The sequence below is a fragment of the Mycolicibacterium flavescens genome (assembly GCF_001722335.1).
GTDB classification, from domain to species: domain Bacteria; phylum Actinomycetota; class Actinomycetes; order Mycobacteriales; family Mycobacteriaceae; genus Mycobacterium; species Mycobacterium flavescens.
This window is the reverse complement of record NZ_MIHA01000001.1, coordinates 491,011-512,408: the sequence shown is the minus strand read 5'-3', so window position 1 is coordinate 512,408 and position 21,398 is coordinate 491,011. Positions and strand designations below refer to the sequence as shown.

Genomic DNA, 21,398 nt, shown 5'->3' with positions numbered 1-21,398 from the left:
GGGCACCGGTGGCCGCGGCCAATCTGCTTGCCGCCGAAAGCGCTCCGGGTGAGGTGGCCAGCCGCTCACCGACCAGGATCACCGCCCCGGGCAGCCGGAGCTGCGGGTCCTCGGTGAGGTCGTCGAGCGCTCTCGCCTCGGCGCCCGGCGCCGCGGCGACCAGTCGGCCGCGCAGCTTGGTCAGGCTGCGGGTCGCAAACGGCGCGACCGCGATCACCTGCAGGCCCTTCTTGCGGACCGCTTTGCGCAGCCGCAGGAAGACGATCGGGGACTCCTCCTCGGGCTCGAAACCGGCCAGCAGCACCGCGGGCGCATTCTCGAGGTCGGCGTAGGTGACGGTCATCGGCTGCCCGGCCACCGTGGCGGCCAGGAACTCGGCCTCCTCGGCGCTGTGCGCGCGGGCGCGGAAGTCGATGTCGTTGGTGTCGAGGACGATCCGGGCGAACTTGGCGTATGCGTAGGCGTCCTCGACGGTGACGCGACCGCCGACGAGCACACCGGCGCTGCCGCTGGCCGCCGCCAACCCCTTGCCGGCCACCGCGAGCGCCTCGGACCAGGACGCCGGGCGCAGCTTGCCGTCGTCGTCACGCAGCAGCGGGGTGGTGATGCGGTCACCCTGTGTGGTGTAGGTGAACGCCCAGCGGCCCTTGTCGCAGTTCCATTCCTCGTTGACCTGCGGGTCGTCACCGGCCAACCGGCGCATGACCTTTCCGCGCCGGTGGTCGGTGCGCTGCGCGCAGCCCGACGCGCAGTGTTCGCACACGCTCGGGCTCGACACCAGGTCGAACGGGCGGGCGCGGAACCGGTAGGCGGCGCCGGTGAGCGCGCCGACCGGGCAGATCTGCACGGTGTTGCCGGAGAAGTACGACTGGAACGGCTCACCCGGCGCGATCCCGACCTGCTGCAGCGCGCCGCGTTCGAGCAGGTCGATGAACGGGTCGCCGGCGATCTGTTCGGAGAAGCGGGTGCAGCGCGCGCACAGTACGCAGCGTTCGCGGTCCAGCAGCACCTGCGAGGAGATGTTGATCGGTTTGGGGAACGTGCGTTTGACGTCTTCGAAGCGGGTCTCGGCGCGCCCGTGGGACATCGCCTGGTTCTGCAGCGGGCATTCGCCGCCCTTGTCGCAGACCGGGCAGTCCAGTGGGTGGTTGATCAGCAGCAGTTCCATCACGCCCTGCTGCGCCTTGTCGGCCTCCGGCGACGTGAGTTGCGTGCGCACCACCATGTCCGGTGTGCAGGTGATGGTGCACGACGCCATCGGCTTGCGCTGACCTTCGACCTCGACGAGACACTGGCGGCAGGCGCCCACCGGGTCGAGCAGCGGATGGTCGCAGAACCGCGGGATCTGGATCCCGATGAGTTCGGCGGCCCGGATCACCAACGTGCCCTTGGGCACGCTGACCTCCACGCCGTCGATCGTCAGCGTCACCATCTCGACGTCGGTGCCCGCCCCGGTGTCAGCGGTCTGCGTCATCGGATCCCCCTCTCGCCGGCGTTGACAGCGCCATCACACACCAGCCCCTTCGGTTGCCATCAGCGTGGAGGCGTGCGGATCGAACGGGCACCCGCCCTGCAGATGGGCGACGTACTCGTCGCGGAAGAACTTGATCGACGACATGATCGGCGCGGCGGCCCCGTCGCCCAACGCGCAGAACGATTTTCCGAAGATGTTGTCGGAGATGTCGAGCAGCTTGTCGATGTCGGCCTCGGTGCCGCGACCGGTCTCGAGCCGCTCGTAGATCTGGGCCAACCAGTAGGTGCCCTCGCGGCATGGTGTGCACTTGCCGCACGACTCGTGGGCGTAGAACTGCGTCCAGCGGCGCACCGCGCGCACCACGCACGTCGTCTCGTCGAAGATCTGCAGCGCCTTGGTGCCGAGCATGGTGCCGACACCGGCCATCCCCTCGTAATCCAGTGGCACGTCGAGGTGTTCGGCGGTCAGCAGGGGGGTCGACGAACCACCCGGGGTCCAGAACTTCAGCGTGTGCCCGGCGCGGACACCGCCGGCGTAGTCGAGCAGTTCGCGCAGCGTGATGCCGAGCGGCGCCTCGTACTGCCCGGGTGTGGTGACGTGGCCGGACAGCGAGTACAGCGTGAACCCGGGCGACTTCTCCGTCCCCATCGAGCGGAACCAGTCCACGCCGTTGAGCAGGATCGGCGGCACGCTGGCGATGGATTCGACGTTGTTGACGACCGTCGGGCACGCGTACAGGCCGGCGACGGCGGGAAACGGTGGCCGCAGCCGGGGTTGGCCGCGTCGGCCTTCCAGCGAGTCGAGCAGCGCGGTCTCCTCACCGCAGATGTACGCGCCCGCGCCGGCGTGCACGACCAGGTCCAGGTCGAAACCCGAACCGTTGATGTCGGTGCCGAGGTAGCCGGCCTCGTAGGCCTCGGCGACGGCGGCCTGCAGTCGCCGCAGCACCGGCACCACCTCGCCGCGCAGGTAGATGAACGCGTGGTTCGCCCGGATCGCGTACGCCGCGATGATCGCACCTTCGACCAAGAAGTGCGGGGTGGTCAGCATCAGCGGAATGTCTTTGCACGTACCGGGTTCGGACTCGTCGGCGTTGATCACCAGGTAGTGCGGTTTGGCGCCGGCGTCGCTGTCACCCTGCGGAATGAATGACCACTTCGTGCCGGTCGGGAAGCCGGCACCGCCGCGCCCGCGCAGCCCGGAGTCCTTGACCAGCGCGATGACGTCGTCGGGCGGCATCGACAGCGCCTTCTCCAGGCCGCGGTACCCGCCGTGGCGGCGGTAGGTGTCCAGCGACCACGGTTCCGGTTCGTCCCAGAACCGGCTGAAAACGGGAGTCAGGTCGGTCATGCGTCGGAATCCGTTGTGTTCGGGTTGGTCTCGATGGTGTCCGGCTCGGGGGGAACGGTGGCCGACGGCGCAGGCGCCGCAGCGTTCCTGGTGGCCTCCGCGGCGGCCTCGCGGTCGCTCAGCGTCTCCTCCGACGCTGCCGGGGCGTCGGGCTCGGGCGCCGACATTCCGCGCTCGCGGGCAACCCGCAGCCCGGCCAGCGTCGCGTCTCCGGTGGCGCCGCCGTTCGGGCGGGGGTCGGGCAGGCCGGCGAGGGTGCGTGCGGTCTCCCGGAAGGTGCACAGCGGCGCGGCGCCGCGGGTCGGGTCCGGGGGAGTGCCTGCGCGCAGGCCGTCGACGAGATCGCGTGCCGAGGACGGGGTCTGGTTGTCGTAGAACTCCCAGTTGACCATCACCACCGGCGCGTAGTCGCAGGCCGCGTTGCACTCGACGTGGTCGAGCGTGACCCGGCCGTCTTCGGTGGTCTCGCCGGCGTGGATGCCCAGGTGGTCCTGCAGCGCGTCGAGGATCGCGTCGCCGCCCATCACCGCGCACAGCGTGTTGGTGCACACCCCGACCAGGTAGTCGCCGGTGGGCGTGCGCCGGTACATCGAGTAGAACGTGGCGACCGCGGTGACCTCGGCCTCGGTCAGTCCCAGATGCTTGGCGCAGAACGTGATACCGGCCGGGGTCAGGCAGCCGTCCTCGGACTGCACCAGGTGCAGCAGCGGCAGCAGCGCCGAGCGTGACTGCGGGTAGCGCGCGACGATCTTCGCGGCGTCGGCGCTCAGCCGTGCCGTCACGTCGTCCGGATACGACACCGGCCCGTTGATCGGCGGGCCGGGTTCTTCAGGTCGCTGACCAAGCTCGAGGAATACGCTCATCTACCTGTCCACCCCGCCCATCACCGGATCGATCGACGCCACCGCGGTGATCGCGTCGGCGACCATTCCGCCCTCGCACATCGCGGCGACGGCCTGCAGGTTGTTGAACGACGGGTCGCGGTAGTGCACCCGGTACGGGCGGGTGCCGCCGTCGGAAACCATGTGGACGCCGAGTTCACCGCGGGGAGACTCGATCCCGACGTACACCTGCCCGGCGGGCACCCGGATTCCTTCGGTGACGATCTTGAAGTGGTGAATGAGCCCCTCCATCGAATGTCCCATGATCTTGGCGATGTGTTCGGGAGAGTTGCCCAACCCGTCCGGTCCGACCTTGAGGTCGGCGGGCCAGGCCAGCTTCTTGTCCTCGATCATCACCGGCTGTCCGGTCGACCGTTCCAGGCGTTCGACGCACTGCTCGATGATCTTGATGGACTCCGCCATCTCCTTGACCCGGATCAGGTAGCGGCCGTAGGAGTCGCAGCCGTCGTCGGTGATCACGTCGAAGTCGTAAGTCTCGTAGCCGCAATAGGGTTGGGCCCGGCGCAGATCGTGCGGCAGTCCGGTCGAGCGCAGGCACGGCCCGGTGATGCCCAGCGCCATGCAGCCGGTCAGGTCGAGGTAGCCGACGTTCTGGGTGCGGGCCTTCCAGATGTAGTTCTCGTTGAGCAGATCCGACAGGTCCTGCAACCGCGTAGGAAGCAGGTCGAGCAGTTCGCGGATCTGCGGCAGCCCCTCCTCGGGCAGGTCCACCGCGACCCCACCGGGGCGGATGTAGGCGCTGTTCATGCGCAGGCCGGTGATCGTCTCGAACACCGACAGGATCAACTCGCGTTCGCGGAAGCCGTAGAACATCGCGCTCATCGCGCCGAGTTCCATCCCGCCGGTGGCCAGCGCGACCAGGTGTGAGGAGATCCGGTTGAGCTCCATCATCAGCACGCGGATGACGCTGGCGCGCTCGGGGATGTCGTCGGTGACGCCGAGCAGTTTCTCGACCGCCAGGCAGTACGCCGCCTCGTTGAAGAACGGCGACAGGTAGTCCATCCGGGTGACGAACGTGACGCCCTGGGTCCAGGTGCGGAACTCGAGGTTCTTCTCGATCCCGGTGTGCAGGTATCCGATTCCGCACCGGGCCGACACGATGGTCTCGCCGTCGATCTCGAGGATCAGGCGCAGCACGCCGTGGGTGGAGGGGTGCTGCGGGCCCATGTTGACGACGATGCGGTCGCCGGCGTTGGCGGCCGCGGCTTCCCGCGCGGCCTCGACGACGTGGTCCCAATCCTGGCCGCCGACAACGACGAAGGTCTCGCCGCTGTCGGGCGCGGCGTGGTCGATGCTCATCAGTAGTAGGCCCTCCGTTGGTCGGGCGGCGGGATCTCGGCGCCGTGGTACTCGACCGGGATGCCGCCCAGCGGGTAGTCCTTGCGTTGCGGGTGGCCCACCCAGTCGTCGGGCATCTCGATGCGGGTCAGTGCCGGATGGCCGTCGAAGATGATGCCGAAGAAGTCGTAGGTTTCGCGCTCGTGCCAGTCGACGGTGGGGTAGACCCCGAACAACGACGGGATGTGCGGGTCGTCGTCGGGTGCGGCGACCTCCATCTGGATCCGGCGGTTGTGCGTGATCGACATCAGCGGATACACCGCGTGCAGTTCGCGCCCGGTGTCACCGGGATAGTGCACCCCGCTGACGCCCAGGCACAGTTCGAAGTGCAGCTGCGGGTCGTCGCGTAGCGCCTGGGCGACCGTCGGCAGCTGCGTGCGGTGCACCTCGAGCGTGAGCTGGTCGCGGTAGACCACGACCCGCTCGACGGATTCGGCGTACCCGTCCTCGCCGAGCGCCGCCTCGAGCCGGTCGACGACCTCGTCGAAGTATCCGCCGTAGGGCCGCGGGGAACCGCCCGGCAGCGCGACCGGCCGGATCAGGCGGCCGTAGCCGGATGTGTCGCCGGTGTCGCGGGCGCCGAACATGCCGCGGCGCACGCCGATGATGTCGGGTTCGTTGTCGCTGGGCGCACCGTTGTGGCCGTTGTCGTCCGTCACCGCAGCAGACCTTTGAGCTCGATCGTCGGCGGAATCGACAGCGCCGCCTGCTCGGCTTCGCGGATCGCCTCCTCGCGGTGCACGCCGAGCGGCATCTCCTGAATCTTGTCGTGCAGCTTCAGGATCGCGTGCAGCAGCATCTCCGGGCGCGGCGGGCAGCCGGGCAGGTAGATGTCCACCGGGACGACGTGGTCGACGCCCTGGACGATCGCGTAGTTGTTGAACATCCCGCCCGACGACGCGCACACGCCCATCGCCAGCACCCACTTCGGTTCGGCCATCTGGTCGTAGATCTGCCGCAGCACCGGCGCCATCTTCTGGCTGACCCGGCCCGCGACGATCATCAGGTCGGCCTGGCGCGGCGTCGCGGAGAACCGCTCCATGCCGAACCGCGAGATGTCGAAGCGCGGTCCCGCCGTGGCCATCATCTCGATCGCGCAGCAGGCCAGCCCGAACGTCGCCGGCCACAGCGAACCCTTGCGGATGTAGCCGGCGACCTTCTCGACGGTCGAGAGCAGGATTCCGCCGGGCAGTTTCTCTTCTAGTCCCATTGCAGGCCTCCTCGCCGCCAGACATAGGCGTAGGCAACGAACACCGTCGCCATGAACAGCAGCATCTCTATCAGGGCAAACAGCCCGAGGCTGTCGAACGCGACCGCCCACGGGTAGAGGAAGACGATCTCGATGTCGAAGATGATGAACAACATCGCGGTCAGGTAGTACTTGATCGGAAACCGCTGGCCGGTGGGCTGCCCGGACGGCCCGCCGTGCGGCACCGGCTCGATACCGCACTCGTAGGCCTCGAGCTTGGCCCGGTTGTAGCGCCGGGGGCCGACCAGCAGAGCAATGGCGACCGAGCCGACCGCGAACGCAGCCGCGATCGCGCCAAGCACCAGGATTGGCGTGTACAAATCCATACCGCGCAAACGCTCCCTCGTGGGCTGTCGATGTGAGCTTACCCACACCCTAGCGGGCTTTGCGATGGACGCCACACGTTTTGGTTAGTATCGCTATTGGCAACGCACGGCGATGCCGTCGTGCCTGGAACAGGCTGTGCGACAGGCGAATACGCGTATTTGCGGTTACTGAACCAGAGTGCGCAGGAGGCCCGCGACAGCGTCGCCGAGCCGGATCGGGTCGATCGGGTGCGGCACTGCCGCCTCGGCCCGCGACCACCGGGCCAGCCACGCATCGTCGGGTCGGCCGGTGAGCACCAGGATGGGTGGGCAGTCGGCGATCTCGTCCTTGAGTTGCTTGGCGATTCCCATTCCCCCGGTGGGGGCCGCCTCGCCGTCGAGGATGACCAGATCGAACCCGCCCTGGTCCATCTGCCGGATGACCATCGGGCCGGTGGCCACCTCGAAGTAGGTCAGCTCGGGCAGATCGGGATGGACCCGCTTACCGAGCGCCAGCTGCACCTCTTCGCGGGTTCTCGGGTTGTCGCTGTATACGAGGACCCGCAGCGGACGAGAAGAGTCGACCATGCCGTGATGGTACGGCTAGCGGGCGTGCCGGAACACCAAGTCGCCGGAGATCGTTGCGTTGTCACTGATCATGCCGACCATGTTGCCGTCGACGCCGAAGTCGGACCGCCGGACCGACACCTGGGTGGACAGCCGCATCCCGCCGTCGCCGACCGGGGTCACCCGGGTCCGCAGGGTCAGCGGCCTGCTGCTGCCCCGGATCGTGAGTTCGGCGGCCAGGTCGAGGGTGTCGCCGTCGATCGTGTCGGCGCCGGTGACGACCACGCCGATGTCCGGAAACGTCTCGGCGTCAAAGAAATCCGCGGAGTGCAGGTGCTCGTCGCGCTTGCCGATGCCGGTGCGAAGCGAAGCCGCCTTGATGTCGACGCGGCCGGAAACGGTTTGCGGCGCGGCGAGTTCTCCCTCACCGGTGAACTCGGTGAACCGCCCCTTGACCGGCATCAGACCCCACAGTGACTTGGCTTTCACCGTGATCGTGGACTGCCGCGGGTCGAGGACCCAGTGGCCCGCCGATCCCGGATCGCTGAAAAGCTCGCTCAGGCTTGCCATGTCGTCTCCTTACTGACCGGTCGTACTGAGCAGCGGAGCGATCTCCGCCGGGTCGAAGTATTCGTCGATCGAGCAGATCAGCCCGTCGGCGTCCACCTTGATCACGATGCACACCCGCATCGCGATCGCGTTGCCGTTGGTCCCGCCGGCGTGCAGGATGTGCTGCTGGACGAACCCGCCGTCGAACAGTTGCCGTTCGAGGATCTCATAGCGCCGCTGGGTCGTCGCGCCGATGAACCAGTCGATGACGCGCAACGCCCGGTCCCTGCCGCGGCTGCCGTCGGCGACCTTCCACACCACCACGTCCTGGCTCCAGAGCGCCGCGACCGCGTCACGGTCGCCGCGCTCGATGGCGCCGAACAGTCGATCCGCCACAACGGCGATGGTGTCATCGGCAACGGTCATCGGTTTCCTCCTTGACCTCAAGCGGCGTTGAGGTTGAAGACTGGCGTCATGGATACCACGCCTACTCTGTCCCTGTTCGACGACGCCTACAAGAGCGGAACCGCGCCGTGGGTGATCGGGGCACCTCAGCCCGCGGTCATCGACCTCGAGCGCGCCGGCGGTTTCAGCGGCCGGGTGCTCGACGTCGGCTGCGGCGCCGGTGAGCACACGATCCTGCTGACCCGCCTGGGTTACGACGTGCTCGGCGTCGACTACTCCCCGGCGGCGATCGAGCACGCGCGCGCCAACGCCGCCGCCCAGCAGGTCGACGCCCGGTTCGCGGTGGCCGATGCGACCGATCTCGGCAGCGACACCCGTTACGACACGATCCTCGACAGCGCCCTGTTCCACATCTTTTCGCCGACCGACCGCGCCCGCTACGTCGCAAGCCTGCACGACGCCTGCCTGCCGGGCGGGCTGGTGCACATCCTCGCGCTGTCCGACCGCGGCCGCGGCTTCGGACCGCAGGTCAGCGAGGCCGACATCCGCGGCGCGTTCGGCGAGGGCTGGGTGTTGGAAGACCTCGCGGCCACCACCTACCGCGGCGTGATCGGCGAGGCGCATACGCAGGCCTTCGGGCTCCCGGCGGGCTCGCTGGTCGACGAGCCGGCCTGGGTGGCCCGCATCCGTCGACCATCGCTCAGTAGCCGGGGTGGTTGATGTCGAGGCGGTGGCGCACCAGCGTGCGCAGCACCGGCAGCAGGTCGTCGGCCCGGCCGTCGAGGTCACCCGCGCGGATGGCCGCGGCCAGCGCCGGCTCGTCGTCGTAACCGATGGCGGCGAGCGCGTCGAACACCTCGGCCGCGGTGGTGTCGGTCAGTTCGCGTTCGACGATGCGCAGCACGTTGGCCGCCACGCGCGCATGAAAATTCACCTGTCCCCTGTCGGAACCGCCGTCGGGCCCGGTCGCGGCGCGCACGTCGTTCTCCAGGAAGCCGGTGACCGCGGCGACGAGTTCCGCGGCGGTCGGACGGCCGTAGAGCCAGCTCATCGCGGACCCCCTCCCTGCAGCAGATCCAGCACGTCCCATTCGGTTTCGGCCACCCGCCGGCCGATCGCGGCCAGCTCCACCGACTCGGTCTGACCGGACAGGTGCCGCTCGGCCTGGTACCGGCAGATCACCCCCCACCGCAGCGTGGCGACGGTCAGCCACCAGCGGAACGCGTCGCGGTCCAGTGTCAGCCCGGCGGCGTCCTCGTAGGCCGACAGGAACGCCTCGACGCTGCCGAGCCCGCCGGCACCCAGCTCCTCGGCTGCGCCGAAGCGCCACGCGCGGATGCAGAACCACGCCAGGTCCTCGTACCGCTCGCCGATGTGCACGAGTTCCCAGTCCAGCACCGCCGCCAGCCCGGTGTCGTCGACGATCAGGTTGCCCATCCGGAAGTCGCCGTGCACCAGGACCTGTTCGGACGGTGCGGGCCGGTGCGCGGCCAACCACCGGAACGCCCACTCGAATGTCGCGGTGGTGTCGCCCATTTCGTCGAGCCGGTCCCGCCACTCGGTGAGCTGGTCAGCGGGCGGCACCCCGATACCCCGGTGGTCGGCGCGGTGGATGGCGGCCAGCGCCTGCGCGCACTGGCGCAGCAGCCGCGCCCGGCCGTCGTCGTCGAGGGACCGGTAGATCCTGCGCACGATCGTCTCGCCGCCGATCGCATCGCAGATGAGGTACGGATTTCCCAGCGCCGCAGGTGAATTGTCGGCGGCCAGGATGTGCGGCACCGGCGCGCCTGCCGCGGCCGCCCGCTGCTGCACGCGGGCCTCGAGTTCCATCGAGGCGTGCACGTCGTCGGGCGGACCGGTGCGCAGGATCAGGGCGCGCCGCGCGTCGGTGAGAGCGTCGAACGCCCACGTCGTGCGGCTGGCCCCGCCGGTCAGCGCGTGCAGGTTCTCCACGACGACGCCGTCGCCGAGCACCGGACGGAGCACGCCGGCGAGCGCGTCGGCAAGTGCTGCGCTCAACGCTTGCCGAACCCGAACAGCCGCTGCGCCACCCGCCGGATCTGGATCTCCTCGGCGCCCTCGGTGATGCGGTAGCGGCGGTGATGGCGGTAGATGTGCTCGAACGGTTCGTGGCGGCTGTAGCCGACGCCACCGAACACCTGCATCGCCCGGTCGGAGGCCTCGCACACCAGCCGGTTGGCGCGGTAGTTGGCCATCGACACCTTGTCGGAAACCTCCATGTGGTGGTTGCGGTCAAGCTCGGTGGCCGCGTAGTACACCAGCAGCCGGACCATCTGCGCCTCGGTCTGCAACTCGACCAGCGGCCACTGCACCGCCTGGTTGACCGCCAGCGGCTTGCCGAAGACCTTGCGGTCCTGGGCGTACTGCACGGCCCGGTCGATGCAGTACTGCGCGGCGCCCAGGCTGCTGGCGGCCTGGCGGATCCGGTTCTCGTGCAGGAACGTCTGCCCGACCTCGAGCCCGCGGTCCACCTCGCCGAGCACCGCGTCGGCGGGCACCCGGACGTCCTTGAGCTCGACCTCGCCGTGATCGGTCGGCATGTTGAACGACCACCAGTAGTAGGGGACGGTGAAGCCCGGCGCGTCGGTCGGCACCAGGAACGCGGTGATGCCGCGGGCCTGGCCCCGTTCCCCGGACGTGCGGGCGAACACCAGGTCGTGGGTGGCGCGGTGCACGCCGGTGTTGAACCGCTTGGCGCCGTTGATGACCCAGTCGTCGCCGTCGCGCACCGCGGTGGTCTCCATCCAGGTGGCGTCGCTGCCGTGGTCGGGTTCGGTCAGCCCGAACGCCATCGACCGTTCGCCGGTGATCAGCGCCTCGGTCCACTCGGCTTTCTGCGTCTCGGTGCCGAACCGGTCCATCATGATCACCTGCGGGAAGTTGCCGACGATCGACGACTCGTTCTGCAGGTCGTTGTGCAGGCCCAGACCCTTGTGCGCGAGGTGCTCGCGGATCACCGCCGTGTCGATGTTGCTGCCGTCGCGGCCGCCGAACCGCGAGGGCAGCCCGTAGCGCAGCCAGCCCGCGGCGTCGGCGCGCCTGCGCATCTCGTCGAGCAGGTCCTCCCACTCGCGGCGGGGCACCCCGTCGTTGTCCCAGTCGGTGCGGGCGTGCTCACGGCGTTTGTCGAAGTACTGGATGTTCTCGCGTTCCAGCGGTTTGATCTCGGCTTCGATGAACGCGTCCATCTCGGCGAGCACTGCGGGCAGATGGTCGGGCAGGGCGAAATCCACGGTGATTCCCTCTCAGACTGCTAGAAGCCATACAGCGTCTTCTTCCAGATCCTCGACAGCGTAGCGATGGCGTCCTCGTCGCTGATCTCGACACCGAGACCCGAGGAGCCGCCGACGAACACGGACGTGAAGTTCTCGAACAGCAGCGCGATCGCGGCCGCGGTGTGTTGGGGGTTCAGGTCGGCGGCGTAGCCCTGCTCCTGGGCGCGCTGCACCGAGGCGGCGACGACGTCCATGCCTAGCCGGCGGAACTCGTTCTGCACGGCGGCGAATCGCGGCTGGGTCGCGGCCAGTTGCGCGACGGCGATCATGATGCCGATGTTCTGCTTGAACATGTTCCAGTAGCCGGTCACCACCGCGCGGAAGAACGCGTCGTCGTCGGGCGATTCGGGCAGGTCGATGCTGGACCCCGAGGGTGCGACCACCTCGTGCAGGAACGACTGCGCCAGCACGGCCAGCAGGTCTTCCTTGTCGGCGAAGTAGCGGTAGAACGCCGCGGGTGACTTACCCGCCGCGGAGGTGATGTCGCCGAGCGTCGTGCCGTGAAATCCACGCTCGGCGAACAGCTTGCGCGCCGCCCGCTCGATGGCGTCGCGGGTCTGGCGGCCTTTGGCGCTCAGGGTCTGCGACGGCACGCCGGCTCAGCCCAGGATCCGGTCGCCCGCGCGCAGCAGGGAACTGGGCAGGTCGTGGCCGACCAGCCGTTGCGCGACGGCGGCCGCGTCGATCGCGGCCGGCAGGTCGACATCGACGCCGATTCCGCTGTCGCGCAACAGGTACACCAGGTCCTCGGTGGCGATGTTGCCGCTGGCGCCGGGTGCGAACGGGCAGCCGCCGAGGCCGCCGACCGACGCGTCCAGCCGGGTCACCCCGGCGCTGACCGCGGCGTAGGCGCTGGCCAGTCCGGCCCCGCGGGTGTTGTGGAAGTGCGCGCCGAGCGGGATGTCGCCGATCAGCGGCGACACCGCCTCGACGGTTTCGGTGACCCGCCGCGGCGTGGTGGTGCCGATGGTGTCGGCGATCGCCAGCCGGTCGACGTCGTGCTGCACTGCGGTGCTCAGCACGTCGACCACGCGCTGGTGCGGGGTGGGCCCGTCGAACGGGCAGTCCCACGCGGTCGCCACGATCACCTCGACGGTGGCCCCGCTGTCGTGCGCGATCGCGATGATCTCCGGGATCAGCGCGGTGGCCTCGGCCGATGTGCGCCCGACGTTCGCGCGGCTGTGCCCGTCGGCCGCCGAGACCACGTACTCGATCGACGAAAGGCCCGCCGCGATGGCGCGTTTCGCGCCGTTGGGACTGGCCACCAGCGCGGAGAACTCGATGCCGTGCGAATCCCGGTACTCCTGCAGGTGCGCGGCCAGTTCGGGCGCATCGGCCAGGGCCGGCACCTTCGACGGCGACACGAACGCGGTCGCCTCCATTTCCTGCACCCCGGTTGCGGCGATAGCCGCGAGCAGTTCGAGCTTGGCCGACAACGGGATCGGGTCCTCGATCTGCAGACCGTCGCGCAACGAGACGTCGCGGATCCGCACATGTTCGGGCAACGTACTCACAGCACTCCCTCCGACTGCCACGCCTCGAGTTCGGCCGCGGTCTTGCCGAGCAGGCCGCGGTAGATCTCCTCGTTGTGCTGGCCGGGGCGGGCCGGACCCGCCGAGCGCACGGTGCCCGGGGTCTCCGAGAGCACCGGCACCACACCGGGCCCCAGCACCGGACGGTCGATGCGTTCGTCGTGGTGCTCGACGAGCATGCCGCGCGCGCGCAACTGCGGATCGGCCACGACCTCGGCGACCGTGTTGATCGGTCCGGCGATCACGCCTGCGGCGGACAGGGTTTCGATGATGTCGCCGGGTTGGCGCTCGGCGGCCCAGTCGCCGATGATCTTGTCGAGCTCGTCCTGGTTGCGGCCGCGGGCCACGTGGTTGACGAACCGGTCGTCGGTGGCCAGTTCGGGGCGGCCCATCGCGTCGCACAGCCGCCGGAACACGGTGTCCTGGTTCGCCGCGATCACCACCCAGCTGCCGTCGGCGCTGCGGTAGATGTTCGACGGCGCGATGCCCTCCAGCCGCGTGCCCGACGGGCCGCGCACCACGCCGCCGACGTCGTAGTCGGGGATGGTGGACTCCTGCACGGCCAGGCACGCCTCGGTCAGCGCGGCGTCGACTACCTGTCCGTCGCCGGTGACCGACCGCCGGTACAGCGCGGCCAGCGCGCCCTGGGCGGCGAACATGCCCGCCAGGCTGTCGCCCAGCGACAGCGCCAGCCGCGGGGGCGGCCCGCCGGGGAAACCGTTCATGTGCCGCAGCCCGCTGGCGGCCTCGGCCACCGACGCGTAGCCGGCTTTGTGCGCCTCGGGTCCGGTCTGCCCGTAGCCGGAGACGCGGACCAGGATGATGCCCCGATTACGTTCGCGCAGCACGTCGTAACCCAGGTTCCACTTCTCCAGTGTGCCGGGCCGGAAGTTCTCGACGATGATGTCGGAGCGCTCGACCAGGTCGAGGAACAACTCCCGGCCGGGGTCGGTGCGCAGGTTCAGCGTGACCGCTTTCTTGTTGCGCGCGTGCACGGTCCAGAAGAAGTGGTGCCCGTCGAGTTCGGCCTGCCCCCAGGTGCGCAGCGGATCCGGGGCGCCGGGCGGCTCGATCTTGATGACCTCGGCACCCATGTCGCCGAGCAGGCGCCCGGCGAACGGACCGGAGATCAGCGTGCCGACCTCGATGACCCGGATGCCGTCCAGCGGCCCCGTGACGGCCTCCGTCATTGCGAGAACCCGTGCCGGTGCAGCCAGTCGGTCACCACACCGACCGCCTCGCGCAGCTTGTCGCGCTGGTCGGCGCCGGCGTAGTAGTGGTTCGCGCCTGGGATCTCGGCCATCTCCTTGTCATGATGCCCGATCGCCTCGAACAGCCGGCGGGTGTGGCTCGGTGTGCACGCGTCGTCGGCCAGGTTGCCGATCACCAGCGTCGGCACCGCGATGTCGGCGCCGCACTTGACCGCGTCGCCGTTGGCGTCGTCGTAGCTCCACTGCGACAGCCAGCTGCGCAGCGTGCAGAACCGGGCCAGCCCGACGGGGGAGTTGTTGACCACCTGCGGGTCCCCCAGATAGCAGGTGCCGGGTTTGCGTTCGTTCGGGTCGACGGTGGGGTCGAGCCAGCGCGGGTCGGCCATGGTGCCGTGCACGACGAACGCGAACTCGTCGTCGGGGCGGCCCGCCGCCTTGAGCTCCGCGAGCTTGTCCTTGACCCACTTGGTGATTCGCCGGTTGCGGTCGATCTGCGCCTGCCGGTAGCGCTCGAGGAACTCCGGCGTGTACGGCGGCTGGTTCGGGTTGTCCGGGTTGTACAGATCCAGTTCGGGATCGCGCTTGGACGGGTCGGACTCGTCGAGGATCGACGCGTCGAGCCACTCGGTCATCGTGCCGTGACGGCTGATGTGGGCGGCCAGCAGCATCAACCCGTCGGCGGGGATCAGGCCCAGCTTGGTCAGATCCGGGCCGTCGCCCGACGGGCTCGCCGTGACGGTCGGATGCTGGGCCTGCTGCTGGTAGAACACCGACAGCGACCCGCCGCCGCTCCACCCGGCCAGCACCACCTTCTCGTAGCCCAGGCGGTTCTTGGCGTCCTTGATGCACTCGCCGAGGTCCTCGACGACCTTCTCCATCAGCAGCGCCGAGTCGGTGCCGCGGAACCGGCTGTTGCAGTAGATGACGTGATGACCGGCGCGGGCCAGGCCGTTCATCATCGGCAGGTAGGCGCCGCCGCCGATCGGGTGCATGAAGACCAGCACGGTGTCGGACGGCTTGTCTTTCGGCCGCAGCAGGTGGCTTTCCAGCACCACCAGTTCGGCGACACCGCCGTAGACATCGCGCACCCCCGAATTATTTTGGAAGGCAACCAGATACGGGATACGGTCGTATTCGTGCTTGACTGCGGTGGTCATTGTCAGTGCTGCCCCAGATCGTTGGCCAGGATCTCGTCGGACGGGATCAGTCGGCGGCGGGTGTCGATGGCGATCACCGACCAGTCCACCCTGTCGTAGTCGTCGAACTTGCGGCGCGCGCGCTCACGGGCCTTCTCGGGGGCGCCGTGGTGCACGCCCTGCGGAGCGTGGGAGACCAGGCCCGGCGGCATCGGGATGCCGTACAGCGAGCCGGCGTGGAAGAACGCGATCTCGTCGTAGTCGACGTTGCGGTGGTACCACGGCGTGCGTTCGGTGCCCGGCACGCTCTCGGCGGGCCTGGGCAGGAAGTTCATGATGTAGACGCCGGTGGCCTGCATGAACAGGTGCACCGTCGGCGGCAGGTGCACGCTCTCGGACGTGATGACGTGGTAGTCGGAGATGTTGAAGGTGAACGCGAAGTTGTCCCCGCGCCAGCCCTCCACGTCGAGCGGATGGTGTTGGTAGAACAGCGAAGTGGGGCCGCCCTCATGGATCAGCCGGACCTCGTACTCGCCGTCCGCGGTGGTCGGTCCCGCGCCGTCGTCGATGGGCGCGGGTTCGGGGACCACGGCCAGGCCCGGATCGAACGGGAAGTGCCTGCCCAGGTAACCGGCCGGCGGCACCCGGAACTCGTCGGTCGCCTGGATCATCAGCAGCGTGGTCTCTGCGGCGGGGATCTGGCGCCAGGTGCAGGCCTTCGGGATGTAGACCCAGTCGCCCTCGCGGTAGTCCAGCGGACCGAACTCGGTCTCCAGTCGGCCGGAACCCTTGTGTACGAACGACAAGAGGTCGCCGTCGACGTAGCGGACGAAGAACGGCATCTCCTCGCTGCGCCGACTGAGCGACACCAGGCAGTCGGCGTTGGAGAACATCAGGAGCGGACCGCCGTGGGCGTCGGTGGCGTCGCTGGGTTTGAGTTCGGAGGACAGCACGTCGGTGGGGCGCAGCGGGCCGACGGTCCGGTAGGCGGTGGGGTCGTTGCGCCGGAAGAAGCTGGCCGTGCGGCCGGTGAACCCGCCGCGGCCGAGTTCGTCGTCCTTGAGGCCGTCGAGGTCGGCGTGCAGCCGCCGCGGCCCCTTGCCCTTGCGCAGGTGAACGAACGATTCCACGGTGACTCCCTCGGCAGCGGCGGCAAGAAACTAAAACTGACTTTAGTTTTACTTTCCGGTCGGGTCAACCACCGGAGCTGTCGGTGAAATCGACCCGCACGGTCAGCAGGTTGGTGCCGAACGTGCGCACCCCGAAGCTGTTGAACTGCGGCAGCGACTTGAGCCGCTCGTGCGGGTCGTCGTCGGGCATCAGGTGCGCAATTCCGTTGTGCCAGCGGCCGTTCAGTCGGACACGCACGTGCGGGTCGGCCTTGATGTTCTTGATGTACTGCGACCGGTCGCCGAACTCCGAGACGAACCAGAACTGGTCGCCGACACGGCTGCCGCCCAGCGGGGTGCGCCGGGGCCGGCCCGACGTGCGGCCCGTCGTCTCCAGCAGCGTCTGGAAGGGCAGCACTTTCATCAACCGGTTGGCGACGTTCTTCTGGAACAGTTTGGTGATCCGGTCGCGCACGTCGTCGGCCATGTCTTCTCCCTACACCATTGCGGTTCGCGGCACTTTCATTCCGAGTTTCAGTGCTCCGGCGAGTTCGCGGCTGGTGTCGTAGTCGAACACGACGTGGCCGGTGATGACGTCGACGTCGCGCTTGAGGCGCTGCAGCGGGTTGTCGACGAAGTGCGCGCTGGCCCCCGACGCCTCGAGCAGCAGCCCGATCACCGCGCGCGACTCGTAGACGATGTGCGCGGCGGCCATCCGCGCGGCCGCCCGAACCGGCCGGGGCACCGAATCGCCCGCGGCGACCGTGGTTTCGATCTCGTCGACGGTGTCGGCCAGCAGTCCGCGCAGCGCCCGCAGCCGGACGTCGGCCTCGCCGAGGCGGGCCTGGGCCAGCGGTTTGTCCTTCTGCGTGACGCCCTCGTAGGCCAGCACCCGGCCGGCGAGCCGCTCGGAGTAGATCTCGACGGCGCGTTCGGCGCTGCCCAGTGCCGGCATCGCCGCCAGCAGCGCCAGCGCCGGCACCATCGGCCACCGGTAGGTGGCGGTGTCGTGCAGCCCGGCACCGGGGGCGTTGCCGGTGTAGATGTCGGTGACGCGGACCAACCGGTGTTCGGGCACGAACACGTCGGTGATGACGACGTCGTTGGATCCGGTGGCGCGCATGCCGTCGGTGTGCCAGACGTCCTCGATGACGGCGTCCTCGATCGACAGCAGCGCGAGCGCGGGATAGATCGCGCTCAGATCGTCCTGCGGTCCGCACAGGACGCCGACCATGATCCAGTTGCCGTGCATCACGCCGGTGGCCCACGACCAGCGGCCGGTCAGCCGGATCCCGCCGTCGGCGGGCACGCCGCGGCCCGTCGGCGCCAGCGGGGCGGGCGCCAGGAACGGACGCGTCGCGAACGCCTCCTGCTGGGCCTGCTCGCCGAACAGCGCGAGCATCCAGTTGTGCAGGACGAAGAAGCCGATGGTCCACGCGCTCGACGCGCAGCCGTGCGCCATCCGTCGCACCGGATCGAGGATCTCCGGGAACGGCGCCTGCCTGCCGCCGAAGCGGGCGGGCACCAGCAGGTCGGTGATCCCCGAGGCGGTGAACTCCTCGACCGTCGCGGCCGGCAGCTGGCGCAGCCGTTCGGCATCCTGCGCGCGGTCTGCGAGCCGGCGCACGAAGTCGGCGTCGACGGGGGAGATGGCCGAGGCGGCGGTCATGGCCCGGACGCTACCATACTTTTTTGTATGGCCGAGCATGCGCGTCTGTCCACGACACGCCGTCTCATCTCGACAAACCGCGCACGCTCACCACGCCCCGAGCGTGCGGAAAATCAGTGGGTGAGCATGATGTCGAGGAACCGCTCGCGCCGCGCGGCCGCCGCCGCGCTGGGCCTGGACCCCGACAGATGCAGGAAGCCGATCCCGGCCGCGAACGTCGCGTTCGCACGCACGTCGGCGTCCTCGGAATCGAAGCCGTCGTCGACGAACGCCTGGCGCACCGCGTCGACCACCCGGGCATCGGACGCGCGGACGCCGGCGGCCACCGCGTCGTCGGTGCGCGCCCACTCCCGCATCGCCCGCTCCAGCCGCCAGTGCCGCGCGTCCACCAACGCGGCCATCATCTGCGACAGCCGCTCGCGCGGTGGCAGCGAGCGCAGTCCGGCGAAGTGGCTGCGGTCGGCGTCGCGCACCTCGCCCCAGGCCTGCACCAGCGCCTGGCGGTACCCCTCCATCCCGGAGAAATGCCAGTAGAAGCTGCCTTTTGTGGCGTCCACGCGCGCGCACAGCGGCTCGAGTTTGAGGCCTTTGATGCCCTCCTCGGCGAGGATGGCGTACCCGGCGTTGATCCAATCCTCGACGGTCAGTCGGGAACCCCGGGCCTCGGTCATGACCGGCAGCCTAGAGCCGCGCGAACACCCCGACCACCGGCGGTTCGACGGATTCGTCAGTTTCTGTTTCGTGTCGATACGCCCCCGTTGGGGCCCGTCGGGTTTCTCCTGCGCTGGTCATCATGTTTTACTGCACACGCGACAACTGAAATTTTCTCGGTCCGTTCGACGGCCCCGGGTCAGTCGAGCGGGCATGACAGCGCAGCGCAACCCTGCTGCGGTGTCGATGGCGATCGCTCGATCGTGGGGAACCGAACCGCCTGACAGGCAACCGGAAGATGGACGGAATTGCAGTATGAGCTTGATTGACAAGATTCGTGGCCCGTGGGCGCGACGCTTCGCGGTGGCTGCCGTCGTGGCGGCCCTGCTGCCGGGTGTGGTGAGCCTCGCCGGGCAGTCAGCGAGTGCGGGGGCGTTCTCCCGGCCCGGCCTGCCGGTCGAGTACCTGATGGTGCCGTCGCCCTCGATGGGCCGCGACATCAAGGTGCAGTTCCAGAAGGGCACCGGCTCCAAGGCCGTGTATCTGCTCGACGGCCTGCGCGCCCGCGACGACTACAACGGCTGGGACCTCGAGACCCAGGCGTTCGAGTGGTACTACGACTCGCCGCTGTCGCTGGTGCTGCCGGTCGGCGGCCAGTCCAGCTTCTACGCCGACTGGTACGCGCCGGCCTGCGGTAAGACCGGCTGCCAGACCTACAAGTGGGAAACCTTCCTGACCAGCGAGCTGCCGCAGTGGCTTTCCGCCAACCGCGGGGTGTCGACCACCGGCAACGCCGCCGTCGGCCTGTCGATGTCGGGTAACTCGGCGATGATCCTGGCGGTCTATCACCCCGACCAGTTCATCTACGCCGGTGCGCTGTCGGCGTTCCTGAACCCGTCCGAGGGTTCGTGGCCGTTCCTGATCAACATGGCCATGGGTGACGCGGGCGGCTACGACGCCAACGACATGTGGGGCCGCACCGAGGACCCGAACAGCGCGTGGAAGCGCAACGACCCGATGGTGCAGATCCCGGCGCTGGTGGCCAACGGCACCCGGCTGTGGGTCTACTGCGGTAACGGCAAGCCCAACGAGTTGGGTGGAGCGAACCTGCCCGCCGAGTTCCTCGAGGGCCTGACCATCCGCACCAACATCACGTTCCGCGACAACTACATCGCCGCGGGCGGCAACAACGGCGTGTTCAACTTCCCGGCGTACGGCACGCACAGCTGGGAGTACTGGGGTCAGCAGCTTCAGGAGATGAAGCCGGACCTGATCTCGCACCTCGGCTCGTAGTCAGATCGCGAAAGTCCCCGGACGCGACCCGCGTCCGGGGACTTTTGCCTTTTGCGTGGCGGCCCCTGACCGCCGAGCAGACACAGAATCGCGCTCCCGAGACCGGATTCGTGCGATTCTGTGTCTGCTCGCGCGACGGTCCTGAGCCCTACTTCAATTCGGCCGACGACAACCCGAGCAGCCGACGCGCCACCACCAGCAACTGGATCTGCTGGGTGCCCTCGAAGATGTCGAGGATCTTGCTGTCGCGGGCCCACTTCTCCAGCAGCGTCGCCTCCGAGTAGCCGACCGTGCCGGCCAGCTCGACGGCCTTGAGCGTGATGTCGCTGGCGACCCGGCCGGCCTTGGCCTTGCCCATCGACGCTTCCTTCGAGTTCGGAATCGCGTTGTCCGCCTGCCACGCCGAGCGCACCATCAGCAGATACGCTGCCTCCCAGTCGGATTCCATGCGCAGGAACTCCGCCGCGGGTGCGCTCTGGGCGTGTGACGGCTTGTCGTAGGAGATCTCGATACCCGCCTCGGTGAGGATCTTGCGGACCTCCTCGAGCGCGGCGCGGGCGATGCCGACGGCCATCGCAGCGACCACGGGGCGGGTGTTGTCGAAGGTCTCCATGACCCCCGCGAAACCCTTCTCCACCTCGATCTCGGGGCTGCCGAGCAGGTTGTCCTTGGGAATCCGGACGTTGTCGAAGCGGATCACCGCGGTGTCGGAGGCCTTGATGCCGAGCTTGTCCTCGAGGCGCTCGACCGTCACGCCGGGATGCTCGCGTGGGACGATGAACGATTTGATCGCCGCCCGGCCCCGCGACTTGTCCAGCGTCGCCCACACCACGATGTGGGTGGCGCGGGAACCCGCCGTGACGAAGATCTTCTCACCGTTGATGACGTACTCGTCGCCGTCGAGTTTGGCCGTCGTCGACACCGCCGCCGAGTCCGAACCGAAGCCGGGTTCGGTGATGGCCATCGCCGCCCACACGTCCTTGCCGAGGCGTTCGAGCTGATCCCCGGTGGCGACGCTGGAGATCGCCGCGTTGCCCAGCCCCTGCCGCGGCACCGACAGCATCAAAGCGACGTCGCCCCAACTGATCTCCATCACGTTGAGCGCGGCCGACATGTTCGCGCCGTTGTGGTTGACCTCCTTGCGCTCGCCGGCCGCGAAAGCCTCCGCGCCGGCGAACGCGACCGTCTTCGCGCCCTGAATCCCCTCGAACAGGGTGGCCAGGGTGTCGAGTTCGACCGGGTACTCGTGCTCGCGCAGATCCCATTTGCGGGAGATCGGCCGCAGCATCTCGGCCGCGCCCTGATGCGCCTTCTCGATCACCGCTTCGAGTTTGCGGGGGAGTTCCAGATTGATTGCCATGG

At 68.8% G+C, this 21,398-nt stretch carries 24 protein-coding genes; 2 read left to right on the top strand and 22 right to left on the bottom strand.

What is annotated here, in order from left to right; genetic code table 11:
* The 10 genes from BHQ18_RS02515 to BHQ18_RS02470 form a co-directional block, all read right to left on the bottom strand.
* A partial coding sequence (locus BHQ18_RS02515) for an NADH-quinone oxidoreductase subunit G (protein WP_131815643.1) occupies positions 1–1,474 on the bottom strand: 1,474 nt, incomplete at its 3' end.
* Positions 1,475–1,507: 33 nt separating this feature from the next.
* The gene (nuoF, locus tag BHQ18_RS02510) at positions 1,508–2,824 is read right to left on the bottom strand and encodes an NADH-quinone oxidoreductase subunit NuoF (RefSeq protein ID WP_069411961.1); all 1,317 of its coding nucleotides are present in this window, start codon (positions 2,822–2,824) and stop codon (positions 1,508–1,510) included.
* A complete protein-coding gene (gene nuoE / locus BHQ18_RS02505) occupies positions 2,821–3,687 on the bottom strand; it encodes an NADH-quinone oxidoreductase subunit NuoE (protein WP_069411960.1) in 867 nt (288 codons plus the stop codon). Before nuoE ends, nuoF begins: the two co-directional genes overlap by 4 nt.
* The gene (nuoD, locus tag BHQ18_RS02500) at positions 3,688–5,025 is read right to left on the bottom strand and encodes an NADH dehydrogenase (quinone) subunit D (RefSeq protein ID WP_069411959.1); all 1,338 of its coding nucleotides are present in this window, start codon (positions 5,023–5,025) and stop codon (positions 3,688–3,690) included.
* Positions 5,025–5,723: an NADH-quinone oxidoreductase subunit C gene (locus tag BHQ18_RS02495; protein ID WP_069411958.1), complete on the bottom strand. Its 699-nt coding sequence runs from the start codon at positions 5,721–5,723 to the stop codon at positions 5,025–5,027. The genes nuoD and BHQ18_RS02495 overlap by 1 nt, the downstream gene beginning before the upstream one ends.
* Complete coding sequence (locus tag BHQ18_RS02490; protein WP_069411957.1) at positions 5,720–6,274, bottom strand: NuoB/complex I 20 kDa subunit family protein; 555 nt, start codon at positions 6,272–6,274, stop codon at positions 5,720–5,722. The genes BHQ18_RS02495 and BHQ18_RS02490 overlap by 4 nt, the downstream gene beginning before the upstream one ends.
* A complete protein-coding gene (locus BHQ18_RS02485) occupies positions 6,265–6,639 on the bottom strand; it encodes an NADH-quinone oxidoreductase subunit A (RefSeq protein WP_069411956.1) in 375 nt (124 codons plus the stop codon). Before BHQ18_RS02485 ends, BHQ18_RS02490 begins: the two co-directional genes overlap by 10 nt.
* A 165-nt stretch (positions 6,640–6,804) precedes the next feature.
* Positions 6,805–7,206 (bottom strand): Rv3143 family two-component system response regulator, encoded by a 402-nt coding sequence (locus BHQ18_RS02480; protein WP_069411955.1) that lies wholly within the window; start codon positions 7,204–7,206, stop codon positions 6,805–6,807.
* Between the two features lie 15 nt (positions 7,207–7,221).
* Positions 7,222–7,755, bottom strand: coding sequence for a YceI family protein (locus BHQ18_RS02475; RefSeq protein WP_069411954.1), 534 nt, complete (start codon positions 7,753–7,755; stop codon positions 7,222–7,224).
* A 9-nt stretch (positions 7,756–7,764) separates the two neighbouring features.
* A complete protein-coding gene (locus BHQ18_RS02470; RefSeq protein ID WP_069411953.1) occupies positions 7,765–8,160 on the bottom strand; it encodes a nuclear transport factor 2 family protein in 396 nt (131 codons plus the stop codon).
* Positions 8,161–8,208: 48 nt separating this feature from the next.
* On the opposite strand from BHQ18_RS02470, the gene BHQ18_RS02465 reads away from it, so the two are divergent.
* Positions 8,209–8,859: a class I SAM-dependent methyltransferase gene (locus tag BHQ18_RS02465; protein ID WP_069411952.1), complete on the top strand. Its 651-nt coding sequence runs from the start codon at positions 8,209–8,211 to the stop codon at positions 8,857–8,859.
* Here the strand turns inward: BHQ18_RS02465 and BHQ18_RS30365 are convergent.
* The 11 genes from BHQ18_RS30365 to BHQ18_RS02410 all read right to left on the bottom strand — a co-directional run bounded on the left by BHQ18_RS30365 (position 8,840) and on the right by BHQ18_RS02410 (position 18,763).
* Positions 8,840–9,190 (bottom strand): DUF6285 domain-containing protein, encoded by a 351-nt coding sequence (locus BHQ18_RS30365; protein WP_069411951.1) that lies wholly within the window; start codon positions 9,188–9,190, stop codon positions 8,840–8,842. The genes BHQ18_RS02465 and BHQ18_RS30365 overlap by 20 nt on opposite strands.
* Positions 9,187–10,158, bottom strand: a complete 972-nt coding sequence (locus BHQ18_RS02455; protein ID WP_069411950.1) for a phosphotransferase family protein — start codon at positions 10,156–10,158, stop codon at positions 9,187–9,189. The genes BHQ18_RS30365 and BHQ18_RS02455 overlap by 4 nt, the downstream gene beginning before the upstream one ends.
* Positions 10,155–11,393 carry an acyl-CoA dehydrogenase family protein gene (locus BHQ18_RS02450; RefSeq protein WP_069411949.1) on the bottom strand — a complete coding sequence of 413 codons (1,239 nt, stop codon included), beginning with the start codon at positions 11,391–11,393 and terminating at the stop codon, positions 10,155–10,157. The genes BHQ18_RS02455 and BHQ18_RS02450 overlap by 4 nt, the downstream gene beginning before the upstream one ends.
* Positions 11,394–11,413: 20 nt before the next feature.
* Complete coding sequence (locus tag BHQ18_RS02445; protein WP_069411948.1) at positions 11,414–12,028, bottom strand: TetR/AcrR family transcriptional regulator; 615 nt, start codon at positions 12,026–12,028, stop codon at positions 11,414–11,416.
* Positions 12,029–12,034: 6 nt separating this feature from the next.
* Entirely contained in the window at positions 12,035–12,949 is a 915-nt protein-coding gene (locus BHQ18_RS02440; protein WP_069411947.1) for a hydroxymethylglutaryl-CoA lyase, read from the bottom strand.
* Positions 12,946–14,157, bottom strand: a complete 1,212-nt coding sequence (locus BHQ18_RS02435; RefSeq protein WP_069411946.1) for a CaiB/BaiF CoA transferase family protein — start codon at positions 14,155–14,157, stop codon at positions 12,946–12,948. The genes BHQ18_RS02440 and BHQ18_RS02435 overlap by 4 nt, the downstream gene beginning before the upstream one ends.
* Complete coding sequence (locus BHQ18_RS02430) at positions 14,154–15,335, bottom strand: alpha/beta hydrolase family protein (protein ID WP_069411945.1); 1,182 nt, start codon at positions 15,333–15,335, stop codon at positions 14,154–14,156. Before BHQ18_RS02430 ends, BHQ18_RS02435 begins: the two co-directional genes overlap by 4 nt.
* 2 nt (positions 15,336–15,337) lie before the next feature.
* Positions 15,338–16,444 (bottom strand): homogentisate 1,2-dioxygenase, encoded by a 1,107-nt coding sequence (locus tag BHQ18_RS02425; RefSeq protein ID WP_069411944.1) that lies wholly within the window; start codon positions 16,442–16,444, stop codon positions 15,338–15,340.
* Between the two features lie 64 nt (positions 16,445–16,508).
* A complete protein-coding gene (locus tag BHQ18_RS02420) occupies positions 16,509–16,910 on the bottom strand; it encodes a nitroreductase/quinone reductase family protein (protein ID WP_069411943.1) in 402 nt (133 codons plus the stop codon).
* A 9-nt stretch (positions 16,911–16,919) separates the two neighbouring features.
* Entirely contained in the window at positions 16,920–18,092 is a 1,173-nt protein-coding gene (locus tag BHQ18_RS02415; protein WP_069411942.1) for an acyl-CoA dehydrogenase family protein, read from the bottom strand.
* 113 nt (positions 18,093–18,205) lie between these two features.
* A complete protein-coding gene (locus tag BHQ18_RS02410) occupies positions 18,206–18,763 on the bottom strand; it encodes a TetR/AcrR family transcriptional regulator (RefSeq protein ID WP_069411941.1) in 558 nt (185 codons plus the stop codon).
* Positions 18,764–19,058: 295 nt separating this feature from the next.
* Between BHQ18_RS02410 and BHQ18_RS02405 the strand changes: the two genes are divergently transcribed.
* Complete coding sequence (locus tag BHQ18_RS02405; RefSeq protein ID WP_069411940.1) at positions 19,059–20,036, top strand: esterase family protein; 978 nt, start codon at positions 19,059–19,061, stop codon at positions 20,034–20,036.
* Positions 20,037–20,184: 148 nt separating this feature from the next.
* Here BHQ18_RS02405 and BHQ18_RS02400 read toward each other — a convergent pair whose 3' ends face one another.
* Entirely contained in the window at positions 20,185–21,396 is a 1,212-nt protein-coding gene (locus BHQ18_RS02400) for an acyl-CoA dehydrogenase family protein (protein ID WP_069411939.1), read from the bottom strand.
* Positions 21,397–21,398: the final 2 nt, after the last annotated feature.